This is a genomic window from Xenorhabdus anantnagensis, assembly GCF_028598555.1.
In the GTDB taxonomy this organism is placed as follows: Bacteria; Pseudomonadota; Gammaproteobacteria; order Enterobacterales; family Enterobacteriaceae; genus Xenorhabdus; species Xenorhabdus anantnagensis.
The window spans coordinates 97,874-115,735 of sequence record NZ_JAQRFN010000009.1 but is presented as its reverse complement, the minus strand read 5'-3'; the positions used below and the strand labels follow the sequence as shown (position 1 = coordinate 115,735).

General features: G+C 45.9%; 14 protein-coding genes and 2 tRNA genes. All 16 read right to left on the bottom strand.

Features of this window, described 5'->3' with window-relative positions; all coding sequences use genetic code 11:
• Positions 1–155 precede the first annotated feature (155 nt).
• The 16 genes from PSI14_RS09095 to ftsH all read right to left on the bottom strand — a co-directional run bounded on the left by PSI14_RS09095 (position 156) and on the right by ftsH (position 17,853).
• Positions 156–2,111 (bottom strand): DEAD/DEAH family ATP-dependent RNA helicase, encoded by a 1,956-nt coding sequence (locus PSI14_RS09095; protein ID WP_273575605.1) that lies wholly within the window; start codon positions 2,109–2,111, stop codon positions 156–158.
• A complete protein-coding gene (locus PSI14_RS20435; RefSeq protein WP_489686875.1) occupies positions 2,101–2,175 on the bottom strand; it encodes a hypothetical protein in 75 nt (24 codons plus the stop codon). The genes PSI14_RS09095 and PSI14_RS20435 overlap by 11 nt, the downstream gene beginning before the upstream one ends.
• Before the next feature lie 106 nt (positions 2,176–2,281).
• Entirely contained in the window at positions 2,282–3,166 is an 885-nt protein-coding gene (nlpI, locus tag PSI14_RS09090; RefSeq protein ID WP_273575604.1) for a lipoprotein NlpI, read from the bottom strand.
• Positions 3,167–3,346: 180 nt separating this feature from the next.
• Positions 3,347–5,485, bottom strand: coding sequence for a polyribonucleotide nucleotidyltransferase (pnp, locus tag PSI14_RS09085; RefSeq protein ID WP_273575603.1), 2,139 nt, complete (start codon positions 5,483–5,485; stop codon positions 3,347–3,349).
• A 270-nt stretch (positions 5,486–5,755) separates the two neighbouring features.
• On the bottom strand, positions 5,756–6,025 hold the full coding sequence (gene rpsO, locus PSI14_RS09080) for a 30S ribosomal protein S15 (protein WP_273575602.1): 270 nt from the start codon (positions 6,023–6,025) through the stop codon (positions 5,756–5,758).
• Positions 6,026–6,200: 175 nt separating this feature from the next.
• Entirely contained in the window at positions 6,201–7,151 is a 951-nt protein-coding gene (truB, locus tag PSI14_RS09075) for a tRNA pseudouridine(55) synthase TruB (protein WP_273575601.1), read from the bottom strand.
• Positions 7,151–7,561 (bottom strand): 30S ribosome-binding factor RbfA, encoded by a 411-nt coding sequence (rbfA, locus tag PSI14_RS09070; protein ID WP_273575600.1) that lies wholly within the window; start codon positions 7,559–7,561, stop codon positions 7,151–7,153. The genes truB and rbfA overlap by 1 nt, the downstream gene beginning before the upstream one ends.
• A gap of 75 nt (positions 7,562–7,636) precedes the next feature.
• Complete coding sequence (infB, locus tag PSI14_RS09065; RefSeq protein ID WP_273575599.1) at positions 7,637–10,408, bottom strand: translation initiation factor IF-2; 2,772 nt, start codon at positions 10,406–10,408, stop codon at positions 7,637–7,639.
• A 25-nt stretch (positions 10,409–10,433) separates the two neighbouring features.
• A complete protein-coding gene (nusA, locus tag PSI14_RS09060) occupies positions 10,434–11,942 on the bottom strand; it encodes a transcription termination factor NusA (protein ID WP_273575598.1) in 1,509 nt (502 codons plus the stop codon).
• Positions 11,943–11,963: 21 nt separating this feature from the next.
• Positions 11,964–12,416 carry a ribosome maturation factor RimP gene (rimP, locus tag PSI14_RS09055; RefSeq protein WP_273575597.1) on the bottom strand — a complete coding sequence of 151 codons (453 nt, stop codon included), beginning with the start codon at positions 12,414–12,416 and terminating at the stop codon, positions 11,964–11,966.
• A 223-nt stretch (positions 12,417–12,639) separates the two neighbouring features.
• A tRNA-Met gene (locus PSI14_RS09050) sits at positions 12,640–12,716 on the bottom strand.
• 58 nt (positions 12,717–12,774) lie between these two features.
• Positions 12,775–12,864: transfer RNA gene (locus tag PSI14_RS09045), tRNA-Leu, on the bottom strand.
• An 82-nt stretch (positions 12,865–12,946) separates the two neighbouring features.
• A complete protein-coding gene (gene secG, locus PSI14_RS09040) occupies positions 12,947–13,288 on the bottom strand; it encodes a preprotein translocase subunit SecG (RefSeq protein WP_273575596.1) in 342 nt (113 codons plus the stop codon).
• Between the two features lie 179 nt (positions 13,289–13,467).
• The gene (gene glmM / locus PSI14_RS09035) at positions 13,468–14,805 is read right to left on the bottom strand and encodes a phosphoglucosamine mutase (RefSeq protein ID WP_273575595.1); all 1,338 of its coding nucleotides are present in this window, start codon (positions 14,803–14,805) and stop codon (positions 13,468–13,470) included.
• A 135-nt stretch (positions 14,806–14,940) separates the two neighbouring features.
• The gene (gene folP / locus PSI14_RS09030; protein ID WP_273575594.1) at positions 14,941–15,795 is read right to left on the bottom strand and encodes a dihydropteroate synthase; all 855 of its coding nucleotides are present in this window, start codon (positions 15,793–15,795) and stop codon (positions 14,941–14,943) included.
• Between the two features lie 123 nt (positions 15,796–15,918).
• Positions 15,919–17,853: an ATP-dependent zinc metalloprotease FtsH gene (gene ftsH, locus PSI14_RS09025; protein ID WP_273575593.1), complete on the bottom strand. Its 1,935-nt coding sequence runs from the start codon at positions 17,851–17,853 to the stop codon at positions 15,919–15,921.
• Positions 17,854–17,862: the final 9 nt, after the last annotated feature.

Genomic DNA, 17,862 nt, shown 5'->3' with positions numbered 1-17,862 from the left:
AATAATCATATGCTATAAGATCATATTTTATAAATAGAAAAAGCCCTTTCTTCTTACGGAGAAAGGGCTTTATTCAATCCATTATTGCGATATTTTCAACGCAATGAATGAATCAAGCAAGTCAATCAGACATTCGTATGTACTTATACGTTATCTTATACGTTGCCACTGCTTTGACGACGACGAGATGCGCCACCATTGGAATCATCGTTGCTGCGACCGCGGAAAGAACTACGCTCACCACCACCACGACGTTCGCTGTTAAAACGACGACCACCGTTATTGCCGAAACCCTCACGGTCACGACGTGGGCCATTGCCGCCATTACCGCCGTTACCACCATTACTGCCGTTACCATTGCGACCACCACCACGACGCTCACGGCGTTCAAATGGTTGTGCATCGCCCAACAGCTGCATGTTCAGTGGTTTGTTCAAAATACGGGTACGGGTGAAGTGAGACAATAATTCACCTGGCATCCCTTTTGGCAGCTCAATCGTGGAATGAGTCGCAAACAGTTTGATATTGCCGATGTAACGGCTGCTGATATCACCTTCGTTTGCAATTGCGCCCACGATATGGCGAACTTCAACACCATCATCACGACCCACATCAATGCGATACAGTTCCATGTCACCTACGTCACGACGTTCACGACGAGGACGATCACCTCTGTCAGCTTTGTCACCTCTGTCACTTCGGTCACCGCGATCACGCTCACCAAAACTGCTGCCATTACGACGACGGTCATCACGATCGTTGAATTCACGACGAGGACGGCGCACTGGGTCTGGTGGCAGAATAAGTGGGCGCTCACCCTGTGCCATTTTCAGCAAGGCTGCTGCCAGTGTTTCCATATCCAGTTCATCACCGGTGCCCAGCTTAGACAGCAATGCACGGTACTGATCCAGATCGCTGCTTTCTAATTGTTGCTGAACATTAGCGGCAAATTTCTCCAGACGACGCTGACCCAGAAGTTCTGCGTTCGGCAGTTCAACTTCTGGGATTGTCAGTTTCATGGTGCGTTCAATGTTACGCAGCAAACGACGCTCGCGGTTTTCAACAAACAACAGGGCACGACCTGCACGGCCTGCACGACCAGTACGACCGATACGGTGTACATAAGATTCTGCATCCATTGGGATGTCGTAGTTAACAACCAAACTAATGCGTTCAACATCCAAACCACGAGCGGCTACATCAGTCGCAATCAGAATGTCCAAACGGCCATTTTTCAAGCGCTCAAGTGTTTGTTCGCGCAAAGCCTGGTTCATGTCACCATTCAGTGCTGCTGAGTTGTAACCGTTACGCTCCAGAGTTTCTGCCACTTCCAACGTTGCATTTTTGGTACGTACGAAAATAATCGCAGCATCAAAATCTTCTGCTTCAAGGAAACGTACCAGCGCTTCGTTTTTGCGCACGCCGTAAACAGACCAATAGCTCTGGCTGATGTCAGGACGGTTGGTGACATTGCTCTGAATACGAACTTCCTGTGGGTTATTCATGAAACGACGGGTAATGCGGCGAATCGCTTCAGGCATAGTTGCTGAGAACAGAGCTGTCTGGTGTTCAGCAGGGATCTGGCTCATGATGTTTTCAACATCTTCGATAAAGCCCATACGCAACATTTCGTCGGCTTCATCCAGTACCAGACCTTTCAGATTGGACAGATCCAATGTTCCACGTTTCAAGTGATCTAACAGACGGCCTGGCGTTCCCACCACAACTTGTGGCCCTTGACGCAATGCGCGTAATTGAACGTCGTAACGCTGCCCACCGTAAAGTGCAACAACATTCACATTACGCATATGCTTGGAGAACTCTGAACACGCTTCAGCAACCTGTACCGCCAGTTCACGGGTTGGTGCTAACACAAGGATTTGTGGAGCTTTAAGTTCAGCATCAATGTTATGCAATAAAGGCAAGCTGAATGCCGCAGTTTTACCACTACCCGTCTGTGCCATGCCCAGCACGTCACAGCCGTTCAGCAGGTGAGGAATACATTGTTGTTGAATAGGAGAAGGCTTTTCATAGCCCAAGCCTTCCAGTGCAGAAAGAATAGGGGCTGATAAACCTAAATCAGCAAAAGAGATTTCAGTCTCAGTGGTCATGTAATGGTGCCTCATTAATCGTGGCGGCCAGTCTACATAACACAGTGAAAAGAATTTCTGTCATTTTCATTTAAAATGTGAACTGGCTCAAATTATGTTATTAAACGAACAAACAAGCCCCCACCTCTAGAGATGTGGACTTTAAAATCTGTCGTGAATATGTTCGTCAGCTATTGTTGGTTCGATTCCGATAAGTCATCTTGTTTTTGGCCTAGTAACGCCAATTCCAACAATGCGTAGCGGTGCTCAACAAAGTGATGGACATTGTTAGCTACCGTCAGCTTGAATAACGCAACTGCGCTATCCTCATCCCCCAGACTTAGGTAATGTTTACCTAAATAGAAGTCAGTTTCACTGAGATGCTCAGCGAGCGAAGTGTTATCCGTTGAGTTCTGTTGTAAACGCTCCATCAGTGTTTTTTCACTGATTTTGCCCAAATAGAATTCAACGATATTCCAGCCCCATAGCCCTCGGTTCGCTTTGTCAAAATGGTACGACAAATTCGTCATTGCAACCTTAGAATCAATTTTTTCTTCCACAAGGTACAACCACAACGAACGGATGGGATCATTCGGATTGTCTTGATAAAACGCCTGCAGATCATCCTGCGCCAATCGATAACGGCCACCGTAATACAGTGAAATGCCGCGATTCATTCGCGCGTAATTGTAAGTTGGATCAAGCTCTAAAACAGAATCAAACGCTTCATAGGCAGAATCAAAATTGCCTGCCTGCGTAAAATAAATTCCTAGATAATTAAAAATATCAGGAATATCAGGACGGATAGACAAAGCCACTGAAAAATCATTCTGTGCCAGTGCTCTCAGCCCAAGGCTATCATACAGCACACCGCGCTCATATAAAAGCTGTGCATACTCATCTTCTGTAAGAGACCGACTCGCAAGTATTTGTTCTATGCGGGCCAGGATAACCTCTTGTTGCAATGCAGGCTGTAATGGAATAGCAATAACTTCATTTTTACGCCACCCATTGCTGCTACATCCTACAAGAAGAAAAATAGCCGCAACATAATACCAGCGCAGAAAAGAATTCATTTCCCACTCCCGAAGTCAGACATTAATCAGAATGCCCTGTTACTCCACCCACATTGTATGTTTCAGGCTTCTTGCCCAAAATTAACTTTCTCTCATATTTCAAGTTACTGTAAACAACAACTCGAAAACTATTGAGATAAACGGCGCCCTTTTTACAGGACGCCGCCCTTTACGTCAAATTTATTCTACTGATGATTCTGTTGACTGTTGTACTTCATCAGTCGTGATCAGGGCTTCTTTCATGCTCAGGCGGATACGACCCTGACGATCAATTTCCAACACCTTCACAGGAACTTCTTGCCCGATTTGCAGGTAATCAGTGACTTTCTCTACACGTTTGTCCGCGATCTGAGAGATATGTACCAGCCCTTCTTTACCGCCGCCGATGGCAACAAATGCACCAAAATCAACAATACGGGTAACTTTACCACTATAAATACGACCAACTTCAACTTCAGCTGTAATTTCTTCAATACGACTGATGGCATGACGTGCTTTATCACTGTCAGTCGCCGCTATCTTCACTGTACCATCATCTTCGATTTCAATGGTGGTGCCTGTTTCTTCCGTCAATGCGCGGATCACGGAACCACCTTTACCAATTACATCTTTGATCTTGTCTGGATTGATCTTGATAGTGTGGATACGTGGTGCAAATTCAGAAATATCATTGCGTGGACCCTGAATTGCTTGCTCCATTACATTAAGGATGTGCAGACGGGCACCTTTAGCCTGATTCAGAGCAATCTGCATGATTTCACGGGTAATGCCTTCGATTTTGATGTCCATTTGCAATGCGCTGACACCATCACGGCTACCTGCAACTTTAAAGTCCATGTCGCCCAGATGATCTTCGTCACCCAGAATGTCAGACAGAACAACAAAGTTATCCCCTTCTTTCACCAGACCCATTGCGATACCTGCAACGGCAGCCTTGATTGGCACGCCAGCATCCATCAGTGCCAATGAAGCACCACAGACAGAAGCCATAGAAGAAGAACCGTTGGATTCAGTGATTTCAGAAACTACACGAACGGTATATGGGAATTCGTTGATGCTTGGCATTACAGCCAATACACCACGTTTTGCCAGACGACCGTGACCAATTTCACGACGTTTTGGTGAACCGACCATGCCTGTTTCACCTACAGAGTATGGAGGGAAGTTATAATGGAACAGGAAGCGGTCTGTACGCTCACCCATCAGTTCATCAATAACTTGAGCATCACGCTCTGTACCCAGTGTCGCAGCAACCAGTGCCTGAGTTTCACCACGGGTGAACAGAGATGAACCATGAGTACGTGGCAGTACGCCTGTGCGAACATCCAGAGCACGAACCATGTCTTTTTCACGGCCATCAATACGAGGCTCACCACGCAGGACACGACCACGAACAACGTTTTTCTCCAGAACAGACAGAACGTCAAGAATTTCTGCTTCTTCCAGTTCAATGCCTTTTTCCGCAGATTCTGCCAGGATAACCGCAGAGACTTCTTCTTTGATGATATCAACCTGAGCGTAACGCTCCTGCTTCTCAGTAATGCGATAAGCATCACCCAGACGGCTTTCAGCCAGTTCCGCAACGCGATCGTGCAGAGATTGATTGATGGACTCTGGTGACCAATCCCATTTCTCTTTGCCCGCTTCAGCGACTAATGCATTGATGTTATCAATCACAATCTGTTGTTGCTCGTGACCAAACACCACTGCACCCAACATTTGTTCTTCCGTCAGCAGCTCCGCTTCGGATTCTACCATCAGTACCGCACCTTCAGTACCTGCAACGACCAGATCCAGACGGCTGTTTTTCAGCTCATCACTGGTTGGGTTCAGTACGTACTGATCATTGACGTAGCCAACACGCGCAGCACCAATTGGGCCATTGAATGGGATACCAGACAATGCCAATACAGCAGAAGCGCCAATCATGGCAACAATATCAGGGTTTACTTGTGGGTTAACAGAAACGACTGTCGCGATGATTTGAACTTCATTCAGGAAACCTTCTGGGAACAGAGGGCGTAGAGGACGGTCGATAAGACGAGCAACCAATGTTTCACCTTCTCCCGGACGACCTTCGCGACGGAAGAAACTTCCCGGAATACGGCCAGCAGCGTAAGTACGCTCCTGATAGTTAACAGTCAGAGGGAAAAAGTTCTGACCTGCTTTGGCTTTCTTTTGACCTACAACGGTTACAAATACCGCAGTGTCATCCATACTTACCATAACGGCTGCTGTCGCCTGACGAGCCATCATGCCGGTTTCGATGGTCACAGTGTGTTGACCATACTGGAATTTACGAACAATCGGATTTAGCAAAATAATGTTCCTTTGTTAGTGTTGTCATTTTAAAAGAACGACAACAATGGATTTTCTCTTCTTGCTACACCCTCACGACTAATGACAGTGCTCACTCCTTTAAGGACTCTCATTAGCCGCGCGAGTCACTGTAGCGGAAGAGGTTTAAATTTTAGAAACGGTAAAAAACGGTAAAAATAGTGTTTAAATCTCTCTATGCCGGTTTCTATCGATTCCGTTTCCTAGAAGAAAAGGGGCCCGATTAGGCCCCTTTCCACTGAAACACATCGATTAGCGACGCAGTCCCAGACGCTCAATCAGAGCAGTATAACGTGCCAAATCTTTACCCTTCAGGTAGCTCAGCAGTTTACGACGCTGTGCAACTTTTCTCAGCAGACCACGACGGCTGTGGTGATCTTTTTTGTGCTCTGAAAAGTGACCTTGCAATTGGTTGATGTCAGCAGTCAGCAGTGCGATCTGAACTTCGCTGGAACCACTGTCGTTAGCGCCGCGACCGAATTCAGTAATAATCTGTGCTTTTTCAGCAGTACTTAGAGACATAGTATAACTCCAAATATGTAATTTAAAATGACAAGTGCCGATCTCTAATTCAGCAACTCATATATAGACGCGGTATTCTACGCTGCAAATAAGTGAAGCGCAAGACAGCACAATCATCGTCATTCTGTGCTCTTACTCAATTTGCCTGCTTTAAATTCCTTGTCGGTTGCTATCATTATTCGATTTCTGTTTCTTCAACAACCAGGCGACGTGGAGCCACTAAGCCGTCATCATCAATCACCGCAATGCCGATGAATTTATTTTCATCTCCTTCGGTGACCCTCACCCATTCATTTGAAGACAAATTATGTTTGCTTCGAACGGGTTGGCCTTGTTTAAAGTAAGACGCAACCACGGATGTTAAGTGGATGACAGGAAAATGGGCGACGGCGGTATCCATTGGTAGCAACAATGGATCAAGCAATTCCCACGCCTCAATCGCTTGATCTTCAGCCTGTTGTTTTAATTCATGTAACTGTTCCAACGTTACCATTCTTTGATTGGGGTAATTGGCAACCTGCAAACGACGCAAGTAAATGACATGAGCGCCACAGCCCAAAAGTTCCCCTAAGTCATCAATGATGGTTCGAATGTAAGTTCCCTTGGAACAGTGTATTTCTAATTCCAGCTCATTCCCTTCCCAGCGAATGAATTGTAATTCATAAACAGTGATAGGGCGTGCTTCCCGCTCAACTTCAATCCCCTTACGGGCATATTCGTATAGCGGTTTTCCTTGATGTTTCAATGCAGAGTACATGGAAGGAACCTGCATGGTATCACCACGGAATGTATCCAATGCAGCATCAAGCTGAGATTCGGTGATTTTTACTTCACGTTCACTAATGATTGTCCCATGTGAATCCGAAGTATCCGTACGCTGTCCCAAACGGGCAATCACACGATAGCGTTTGTCAGAATCCAGCAAGAATTGGGAAAATTTGGTGGCTTCACCAAGACAAATCGGCAACATACCTGTTGCCAATGGATCTAGTGCACCAGTATGACCCGCCTTATTGGCATTGAAAATCCGCCTTACTTTCTGCAACGCATCATTGGAGGAAATATCCTGTGGCTTATCCAGCAACAGTACACCGTGTATAGCACGGCCTCTACGACGGCGTCCCATCACTTTTCCTCATTGTGATCCGCAGATGAACGACGCTTTTCATCGTTTTTAACGACGTTGCTGACCAAGTTCGACATACGCATCCCTTCCACCAAAGAACTATCATAAGAAAATGTCAGTTCAGGAATGACACGCAGACGCATCGCTTTACCCAGCAGGGAACGAATAAAACCAGAAGCTTCGTTCAATGCCTTGATACCTTCTTCCACCCTATCTGAATCATGGCCTTCCACCAGTACATTCAGAAAGGTTACAAATACTTTGGCATAAGCCAGATCGCGGGAAACCTCAACACCAGAGACCGTCGCCATTCCGATACGGGGATCTTTGACTTCGCGCTGTAAGATGATGGCAATCTCTTTTTGCATTTCCTGTGCAACGCGTTGAGTACGACTGAATTCTCTTGCCATTGTTATATCTCCTGACATTTTGGGGGGCATTAAGCCCCCCAAGAATGGAATAAATCGATTGGATAGATGATGGTATTAATCAATGGAGCGTTTGATTTCAATCACTTCAAAGACTTCAATCATGTCGCCAACGCGAACATCATTGTAGTTCTTCACACCGATACCACATTCCATACCATTACGGACTTCGTTAACGTCATCCTTAAAGCGGCGCAAGGATTCCAATTCACCTTCGTAAATTACGACGTTATTGCGCAGTACGCGGATCGGGTTATTACGCTTGATGGAACCTTCTGTCACCATACAACCAGCAACTGCACCAAACTTCGGTGACTTAAATACATCACGAACTTCGGCAAGACCCATGATCTGCTGTTTATATTCTGGTGCCAGCATACCGCTCATTGCCTGTTTGATCTCATCAATCAGGTTATAGATAACAGAGTAGTAACGCAGATCCAGACTTTCGTTTTCGATGATACGACGCGCAGAAGCATCAGCACGAACGTTAAAGCCCAGAATAATTGCGTTGGATGCCGCTGCCAGTGTTGCGTCAGTTTCAGTGATACCACCCACACCAGAACCGATGATTTTCACTTTCACTTCATCAGTGGACAGTTTCAGCAGTGAATCACAAATTGCTTCACATGTGCCCTGAACATCAGTTTTCAGAACGATGTTCAGCTCAGATACTTTACCTTCTTCCATGTTGGCGAAGATATTTTCCAGCTTGGACTTATGCTGACGAGCCAATTTCACTTCGCGGAATTTACCCTGACGATACAGAGCCACTTCACGCGCTTTTTTCTCATCACGAACAACAGTCGCTTCATCACCTGCAGACGGAACATTGGACAGACCCAAAATTTCCACTGGGATAGATGGGCCAGCTGAGGTCACTTCACGGCCTAACTCATTACGCATCGCACGAATACGACCGTATTCGAAGCCACACAGAACAATATCGCCTTTGTTCAGAGTACCAGACTGAACCAGAATAGTTGCAACTGGGCCACGGCCTTTATCCAAGAAGGATTCGATGACCACACCATTCGCCATGCCAGTACGTACAGATTTCAGTTCAAGGACTTCAGCCTGAAGCAAAATCGACTCCAGCAATTCATCAATACCAAGACCTGCTTTAGCAGACACATTGATGAACTGAGTTTCACCACCCCAATCTTCTGGAATGATGCCGTATTGCGACAGTTCATTCTTCACACGATCTGGATCAGCTTCTGGCTTATCGATCTTGTTCACAGCAACAACAACCGGTACGTTGGCCGCTTTAGCATGCTGGACAGCTTCTATGGTCTGAGGCATCACGCCATCATCCGCGGCTACAACCAGAACAACGATATCTGTTGCCTTCGCACCACGTGCACGCATGGAAGTAAACGCAGCATGGCCTGGAGTATCCAGGAAGGTGATCATGCCTTTTTCAGTTTTCACATGATACGCACCAATGTGCTGGGTAATGCCGCCAGCCTCTCCTGAAGCCACTTTAGTGGAGCGGATATAGTCCAGTAAAGAGGTTTTACCGTGGTCAACGTGGCCCATGATAGTTACAACTGGAGCACGATATTCTGCCAGAGTTTCACCCGTATCACGATCGCTCATCAGCGCTTCTTCCAGCTCGTTTTCACGACGCAGGATAACTTTGTGCCCCATTTCTTCGGCAACCAGTTGCGCTGTTTCTTGATCGATAACTTGGTTGATGGTTACCATTGCTCCCATGTTCATCATGGTTTTGATAACCTGAGCACCTTTAACGGCCATTTTGTTAGCTAATTCAGCTACAGTAATTGTTTCACCAATCACGACATCACGGTTAACCGCAGCAACAGGTTTATTGAAGCTCTGCTGTAAAGTGCTAGGCTTACGTTGTTTACCTTTGTTACGACCCACTGCACGCGCTTCTTCGCGATCTGCTTTCGATTCAGAATGTTTGTTATTCTTCTTCTGGCGGGCTGCTTTGCCGCCACGGGAGCGGGAACGACGATCGCCTTCTACTTTGGCGTCATTTTCATCTTCCGCATCACGAGCATAGCGGGAAGTGGTTACGTGGTAGTCACTATTCTCATTGTTATCAGAGACATTAGACCATTTTTCTTGATTCTCTTCTGCCATTTTACGCGCTTCTTCTGCAACACGCTTAGCTTCTGCTTCCACCTTACGGCTCATTTCTTCTTCAGCTTTACGTTTTAAATTTGCAGCTTCCGCTTCACGACGCGCTTTTTCATTTTGCGCAGCAGAGTCAGCCTGAACTGATTTTTGTTTGTTTTCGGTATGTTGCTTAGTCACTTTTTCTTTTTCCACCGCCTCACGCTGAGACAGTTTAGCCTCTTCACGTTTGGCTTTTTCTTCTGCTTCACGTTGAGCGCTCTCTTCTGCTTCACGTTTCGCCTTTTCTTCAGCTACACGTTTAGCTTGCTCTTCCGCGAGTTGTTTCGCTTCAGCTTCAAGCCGCGCCTTCTCTTCTGCCTCGCGCCGAGCTTTCTCTTCCGCTTCACGCTGTGCCTGTTCTTCCGCTGTAACCTGTTCAATGGCATCGCGGTTTACGTATGTGCGTTTTTTGCGGACTTCAATCGCTACCGATTTACTTTTGCCACCGGTGCCAGGAACGTTTAGTGTACTGCGCGTTTTACGCTGTAGTGTCAATTTACCTGGCTGACCGCCAGAACCGCCTTGTTCGCGGTTAAGGTGGGCCAGCAAAGCTTCTTTTTCTTTCTGGGAAACAGAGTCAGTTGCGGTTTTCTGAATGCCAGCATCAGCGAATTGCTGGATTAGACGTTCTTCCGATGTCTGGATCTCTTCTGCCAGTAATTTTACGGTTACCTCTGTCATTCTGTTCCTTCCTGCTACAGTTTATTTATGCATCATCGCCAAACCAACAGATATTACGGGCTGCCATAATGAGTTCTCCTGCTTTCTCATCACTCAGTCCTTCGATATCAGATAAGTCGTCGATACCCTGCTCGGCAAGATCTTCCAGAGTACAGATGCCACGGGCAGCCAGGTCAAACGCCAAAGTACGCTCCATGCCAGGCAGATTCAATAAATCTTCGGCAGGTTGCTGATCACCAAGACTCTCTTTCTGAGCCAGTTCCAGCGTCGTCAAGGCCGCTTTAGCGCGTTCACGAAGAACTTCAACAGTTTCTTCATCAAGACCTTCTACTGCCAGAAGTTCATTGATTGGCACATAGGCCAACTCTTCCAGTGTAGAGAAGCCTTCCTCGACCAATACGGTGGCGAAATCTTCATCAATGTCGAGATGCTTAGTAAATGTATCAATAGAAGCATGTGCTTCTGCCTGATGTTTTGCTTGTAGCTCTTCCGCAGTCATGACATTCAGTTCCCACTTGTCATCACCACGATGCTTTTTCAACAGCTGTGCCGCCAGACGAACGTTTTGACCATTACGTCCAATCGCCTGAGCAAGATTACTGTTTTCTACGGCAACATCCATTGTGCAGTTATCTTCGTCAACCACAATAGATGCAACATCCGCCGGAGCCATTGCATTAATGACAAACTGCGCAGGGTTATCGTCCCACAGCACGATGTCAATTCTTTCACCGCCCAGCTCGCTGGAAACGGCCTGTACCCTTGCACCACGCATACCGACACAAGCGCCAACAGGATCAATACGCTTGTCGTTGGTTTTCACTGCAATCTTTGCACGGGAACCTGGATCACGGGCAGCAGCTTTGATCTCAATGATCTCTTCGCCAATCTCAGGCACTTCGATGCGGAACAATTCAACCAACATCTCTGGACGAGAACGGGTGATGAAAAGCTGTGCACCACGTGCTTCAGGACGAACATCATACAGGACACCGCGCACGCGGTCACCTGGACGGAAGTTTTCCCGTGGCAGCATGTCTTCACGCAAAATGACTGCTTCAGCGTTATTACCTAAATCCAAAGTAATATTTTCGCGGTTCACTTTTTTGACCTGACCGGTCACAATTTCGCCTTGCTGTTCACGGAATTGATCAACAACCATCGCTCGCTCAGCTTCACGTACTTTCTGTACGATAACCTGTTTTGCCGTTTGTGTCGTGATACGGTCAAAAGTCACTGATTCAATTTGATCTTCAATATAACCACCCAGTTCAATCTCTGGGTCATCATATTTTGCAGCTTCTAGTGTGATTTCGCGTGTTGGCTGAGTCACTTCATCTACGGCTAACCAACGACGGAAGGTATCAAAATCACCCGATTTACGATCGATGCAAACGCGAACGTCGATCTCCTGCTCATACTTTTTCTTGGTGGCTGTCGCCAGTGCAATCTCTAATGCTTCGAAGATTTTTTCACGAGGGAGAGATTTTTCATTAGAAACCGCTTCCACAACAGCCAGAATTTCTTTATTCATCCTAGTTGCCTCATCCGAACTTTAAAAGTGGGGTACCAGGTTCGCTTTCTGGATGTTGCTCAGTGCGAACACTTCGTCTTTTCCATCCACCGTAACCGTAATCATTTCACCATCAACGGCCTTGATGATACCTTGCCATTTGCGACGATTCTGCATTGCCATGCGTAAAACCAAGCTGACTTTTTCACCCATAAAACGCAGGTAATGCTCAGCTTTAAACAGTGGACGCTCAAGCCCTGGTGAAGATATTTCCAGGTTATAAAGTACTGAAATCGGATCTTCAACATCAAGCACTGCACTGACCTGGTGGCTAACATCAGCACAATTGTCAACAGTGATACCCTCTTCACTATCGATATAGACCCGCAATGTTGATACACGTGCGCGAATAAACTCCAGGCCAACTAATTCAAAACCCAAAGCTTCAACTGGTGCTGAAATCATCTCTGTTAATTTTTGCTCTAATGTGGACAAGCCCACCCCCAAGACATAAAAAAAGGGCTATATAGCCCAGTAGTTCTGCTGTCAAATAACAAAAAACCCCGATACTCGGGGCTTTATGCAACTGGACCCTGTTTACTGCCAGTGGTCTCAACCAGCTTCTTTCTATACCTTTCAAAGCAATCGGCCAAATCAGGATCGATATCTCAATGGCTGTTGAATTATTACTATTGAAAAGGTACATGTTATTAAGAAGTGGTTGCGGGAGCCGGATTTGAACCGACGACCTTCGGGTTATGAGCCCGACGAGCTACCATGCTGCTCCATCCCGCGTTCGAAAACGTGGCAAATCTTACGCTGATAATACTAAAAACGCAAGTTTCTAGATTAATGGTGCCGAGGACGGGACTTGAACCCGTACGCCCGTTGTTTAGGCACTACCACCTCAAGGTAGCGTGTATACCAATTTCACCACCTCGGCACTGATTCATAAGACTGTTATTTTAATGGTTATTTACTAATAATTAAAATCAACAACCCTACTTCAATTCTATTACTGAAATTTACTGCGGGATATCACTATTATTTGGTTTTACTGGCGTTGCCGGAACTTCTGTATGTTTTTCAACTTTTACAGGTTCGACAAGATTATCCCATTTACTACTAGAACTAGTCTTATTGCTGGTCATGTTACCCAGAATCAGACTGATAACAATAAACAGTGTGGCCAGAATAGCCGTCATACGGGTCATGAAGTTACTGGAACCCGATGAACCAAACAGTGTGCTAGATGCACCCGCGCCGAAAGAAGCACCCATATCAGCACCTTTACCCTGCTGTAGCAGAACCAGAGCAATCAGCCCGATACCAACCAGCAAGAATATACCTAAAAGAGCTTCATACATATGTTGTACCCGTTTCCTCGTGGGGATTACCACAATTTCGTAGCGACGTTATATTGCATCACCCGCTCACAAAATTAGAAAAATTAACTTATTGAGCGGGTGTGAATACTAACCAAAGCGTATCAGACACGCAAGATTAATTTTAAATACTGGCGCCAATCGAAGAAAAAATCAACAAATCAACCGATTTTTTTCACTGCATCTGCGATACAATGCGCCAATGCAGTGACTTGCTCTTCATCTTCACCTTCCACCATTACGCGAATCAATGGCTCTGTACCTGATTTACGCAACAGAACACGACCGCAACCATTCAATTCAGCCTCAACTGATTTTACGGCCTCCAGCACTGATTCTGATTGCAGGGGATCGGTATCACCCGTAAAACGAACGTTAACCAAAATTTGAGGCAACAGTTTCATTCCACTGCACAGGTCATGCAGGCTCATATTATTGCGTACCATAGCACTCAAGACTTGCAATCCAGCAACAATTCCATCACCCGTTGTAGTTTTGTCCAGCAAAATCACGTGACCTGAGTTTTCTGCGCCAAGACGCCAACCTTTTTCCTGCAATTTTTCCAGTACATAGCGATCGCCGACCTTCGCACGTGCAAATGGGATGCCAAGCTGTTTCAGTGCCAACTCCAGCCCCATATTGCTCATCAACGTACCCACTGCTCCACCACGTAGCTGGCCTTGTCTCAAGGCTTCACGTGCGATGATATAAAGAATCTGATCACCATCAACTTTTTGACCCAGATGATCAACCATGATGATACGGTCACCATCGCCATCAAATGCCAGACCAACGTGTGCCTGCTCTTCCAGTACTCGCTTTTGCAATAGGCGAACGTCTGTTGCACCGCATTCTTCATTGATATTGATACCGTTAGGCTCACAACCAATCATAATAACATCCGCTCCCAGTTCTCTGAGAACATTCGGAGCAATGTGGTAAGTAGCCCCATTGGCGCAATCTAAAACAATTTTCAATCCATTTAAACTTTGCTCACTGGGAAATGTTCCTTTACAAAATTCAATGTAACGACCCGCCGCATCAACGATTCGATTTGCACGCCCTAACTCAGCAGATTCCACACAAGTCAGGGGTTTTTCCATTTCCGCTTCAATCGCTTCTTCAACATCATCAGGTAATTTAGTTCCATCAATGGAGAAAAATTTAATACCGTTATCATAGTAAGGATTATGGGAAGCGGAAATGACAATGCCAGCTTCTGCACGAAAAGTACGTGTCAGATATGCCACAGCAGGTGTTGGCATAGGGCCGGTAAAAGATGCTGATAATCCCGCAGCAGCCAACCCTGCTTCCAGCGCAGATTCCAGCATATAACCTGAGACTCGGGTATCTTTACCAATGATTATTTTGCGAGAACCATGACGCGCCAGCACTTTTCCCGCAGCCCAACCAAGTTTCAAAACAAAGTCAGGGGTAATCGGGGTATTACCCACTTTGCCACGGATACCGTCAGTACCAAAATATTTACGGTTACTCATAAATTTCTTTTTCCTTTGCTGAACTTATTTCTCTGCTCACAGCGAATTTTTGCTGGCATCATGTGCTTTACAGACGTTGTATTTTACAAACGTTATACTTTACAAACTGTGCATTTTACAAAAATCGTATTCTTTTCAGATACCGTATTCCTTGCAAGCCATGTTGGCAGACAGTGTTGCATGAACGATTTGCATTGCCTGAACGGTTTCTTTCACATCATGCACACGGATAATCTGGGCACCTTTTATGGCTGCAATTACAGCACAAGCGACACTTCCTGTCGCACGCTCCTGCGGTGGTACATCAAGCAATTGACCAATCATAGATTTACGTGACATCCCCGCCAGAATAGGCAAGCCCAAATGATGGAATTCTTGCAAGCGAGCCAATAACTGATAATTATGTGATAAGTTCTTACCAAAACCGAATCCAGGATCAAGAATCAAGTTGTTTTTTGCTATACCCGCCGTAATACAGCGCTCAATTTGCTGTATCAAAAATGTTTTTACTTCCGATAAGATATCCTCATAATGAGGTTCAGTTTGCATTGTACGGGGCTGTCCCTGCATATGCATTAAGCAAATTGGCAAGCCACTTTGTGCTGCCGCTTCAAGTGCCCCAGGTTCCTGCAACGAGCGGATATCATTGATAATATGGGCCCCTGCCTTGGCTGATTCCCGCATGACAGCAGCTTTTGACGTATCCACGGAGATCCAAGTATCAAAGCGCTGTGCCAGAGCTTCAATCACTGGAATAACACGATCCAATTCTTCCTGCTCACTTACCTCATCAGCGCCGGGACGAGTCGACTCTCCTCCCACATCAATAATGGCCGCTCCCTCTTCAATCATCTTAGCGGCATGTTTCAATGCTATGTCAAAGGTATTATGGGTTCCACCATCAGAGAAAGAATCGGGAGTAACGTTCAAAATTCCCATCACTTGTGGGCAGGAAAGATTGAGGACACTGCCTCTGGCTGTTAGTTTCATCGCTAGGTGCCTTAATATCAAAACCCCAGGACAAGCCTGGGGTTTAATTTAAGAAATACAGTCTTCAAGTCCAAAAGGGTAACAATTCGCTATTGCCCTTGGTTGGTAAGATTGTTAATCAGATTACGCGGTTGGATTATCATCCGTTGGCTTTGAAGTTTGCTGTGGGGATGATGTACTATGACGGTTATTGCTATTACTGCCGTTATTACCGCCACTATTATTGTCACCTTCCCAACCTGCTGGTGGGCGTACTGTCGTACGATTCATCAGATCATCAATCTGAGGTGCATCAATAGTTTCATACTTCATCAATGCATCTTTCATTGTATGAAGAACATCAAGATTATCCATCAGAAGCTGACGAGCACGTAAATAGTTACGATCGATGATAGCCTTCACTTCCTGATCAATTAAACGCGCAGTGTCTTCAGACATATGTTTTGCCTTGGCAACCGAACGACCGAGGAAAACTTCACCTTCTTCTTCCGCATACAGCAATGGCCCCAGTTTTTCTGAGAAGCCCCACTGTGTCACCATGTTGCGCGCAATAGAAGTCGCCACTTTAATATCATTGGACGCACCAGTAGAAACATTATCTACACCGTAGATAATTTCTTCAGCTAACCGACCACCGTATAAAGTTGAAATTTGGCTTTCCAATTTCTGACGACTCGCACTGATCTGATCACCCTCTGGCAAGAAGAACGTCACACCTAACGCACGGCCACGAGGAATAATCGTCACTTTATGCACAGGATCGTGTTCTGGCACCAAGCGTCCGATAATGGCATGTCCTGCTTCATGGTATGCTGTGGATTCTTTTTGTTCCTCCGTCATCACCATTGAACGGCGCTCTGCTCCCATCATGATCTTATCTTTGGCTTTTTCGAACTCAACCATAGAAACAACGCGCTTGTTACCACGAGCAGCAAACAAAGCAGCTTCATTCACAAGGTTAGCCAAATCTGCGCCAGAGAAACCCGGTGTTCCACGAGCAATGATCAATGCATCAATATCAGTATCCAACGGAATACGACGCATATGAACTTTCAGGATTTGCTCACGACCACGTACATCCGGCAGGCCAACAACGACCTGACGATCAAAACGACCAGGGCGTAGCAAGGCAGGATCCAGAACATCAGGACGGTTAGTTGCTGCGATAACAATAATACCTTCGTTACCTTCAAAGCCATCCATCTCAACCAGCATTTGGTTCAGTGTCTGTTCACGTTCATCGTGTCCACCGCCCAAGCCAGCACCACGCTGACGACCTACTGCATCAATTTCATCAATAAAGATGATGCACGGCGCTGCTTTCTTCGCCTGTTCAAACATATCACGAACACGAGAAGCACCTACACCAACAAACATTTCAACGAAATCAGAACCAGAGATGGTGAAGAAAGGGACTTTCGCTTCGCCAGCGATAGCTTTTGCCAGCAACGTTTTACCAGTACCCGGAGGACCAACCATCAGGATGCCTTTCGGGATCTTACCGCCCAGTTTTTGGAAACGGCCAGGTTCACGCAAATACTCAACCAATTCGCCTACTTCTTCTTTTGCTTCGTCGCAACCAGCAACATCAGCAAACGTGGTTTTGATCTGGTCTTCCGTCAACATGCGGGCTTTGCTTTTACCGAAAGACATAGCCCCTTTACCGCCACCACCTTGCATTTGACGCATAAAGAAGATCCAGACGCCAATTAGCAATAGCATTGGGAACCATGAAATAAAGAGGGTCGCCAACAGGCCTTGTTTTTCTGGCGGTTCACCAATAACTTTTACCTGTTTACTGAGTAGGGTATCCAGCAACTTTTCATCCTGAATCGGCATATAAGTGCTGTATTTTCCACTGTTGTCTTTCTTAGTGAAATTAATGTCACGACCCGAAATATTTACTTCGCTTACTTGATTCTGCGATATCTCATTGATGAAATTAGAGTAATCTACCCTACGACCGCTAGAGTCGCTGGGACCAAAACTCTGGAACAATAACATCAAGACAACTGCGATGACTAACCAGAGAATCAGGTTTTTCGCCATGTCACTCAAGGGATTAAC

Coding starts and splice junctions, on each gene's coding strand:
- truB (WP_273575601.1), bottom strand. CDS start 7,151: ATGGGACGCCGTCGTAGAGGCCGTGCTATACACGGTGTACTGTTGCTG.
- secG (WP_273575596.1), bottom strand. CDS start 13,288: ATGTATGAAGCTCTTTTAGGTATATTCTTGCTGGTTGGTATCGGGCTG.
- folP (WP_273575594.1), bottom strand. CDS start 15,795: ATGAAACTAACAGCCAGAGGCAGTGTCCTCAATCTTTCCTGCCCACAA.
- infB (WP_273575599.1), bottom strand. CDS start 10,408: ATGACAGAGGTAACCGTAAAATTACTGGCAGAAGAGATCCAGACATCG.
- rbfA (WP_273575600.1), bottom strand. CDS start 7,561: ATGGCAAGAGAATTCAGTCGTACTCAACGCGTTGCACAGGAAATGCAA.
- rpsO (WP_273575602.1), bottom strand. CDS start 6,025: ATGTCTCTAAGTACTGCTGAAAAAGCACAGATTATTACTGAATTCGGT.
- PSI14_RS09095 (WP_273575605.1), bottom strand. CDS start 2,111: ATGACCACTGAGACTGAAATCTCTTTTGCTGATTTAGGTTTATCAGCC.
- glmM (WP_273575595.1), bottom strand. CDS start 14,805: ATGAGTAACCGTAAATATTTTGGTACTGACGGTATCCGTGGCAAAGTG.
- nlpI (WP_273575604.1), bottom strand. CDS start 3,166: ATGAATTCTTTTCTGCGCTGGTATTATGTTGCGGCTATTTTTCTTCTT.
- nusA (WP_273575598.1), bottom strand. CDS start 11,942: ATGAATAAAGAAATTCTGGCTGTTGTGGAAGCGGTTTCTAATGAAAAA.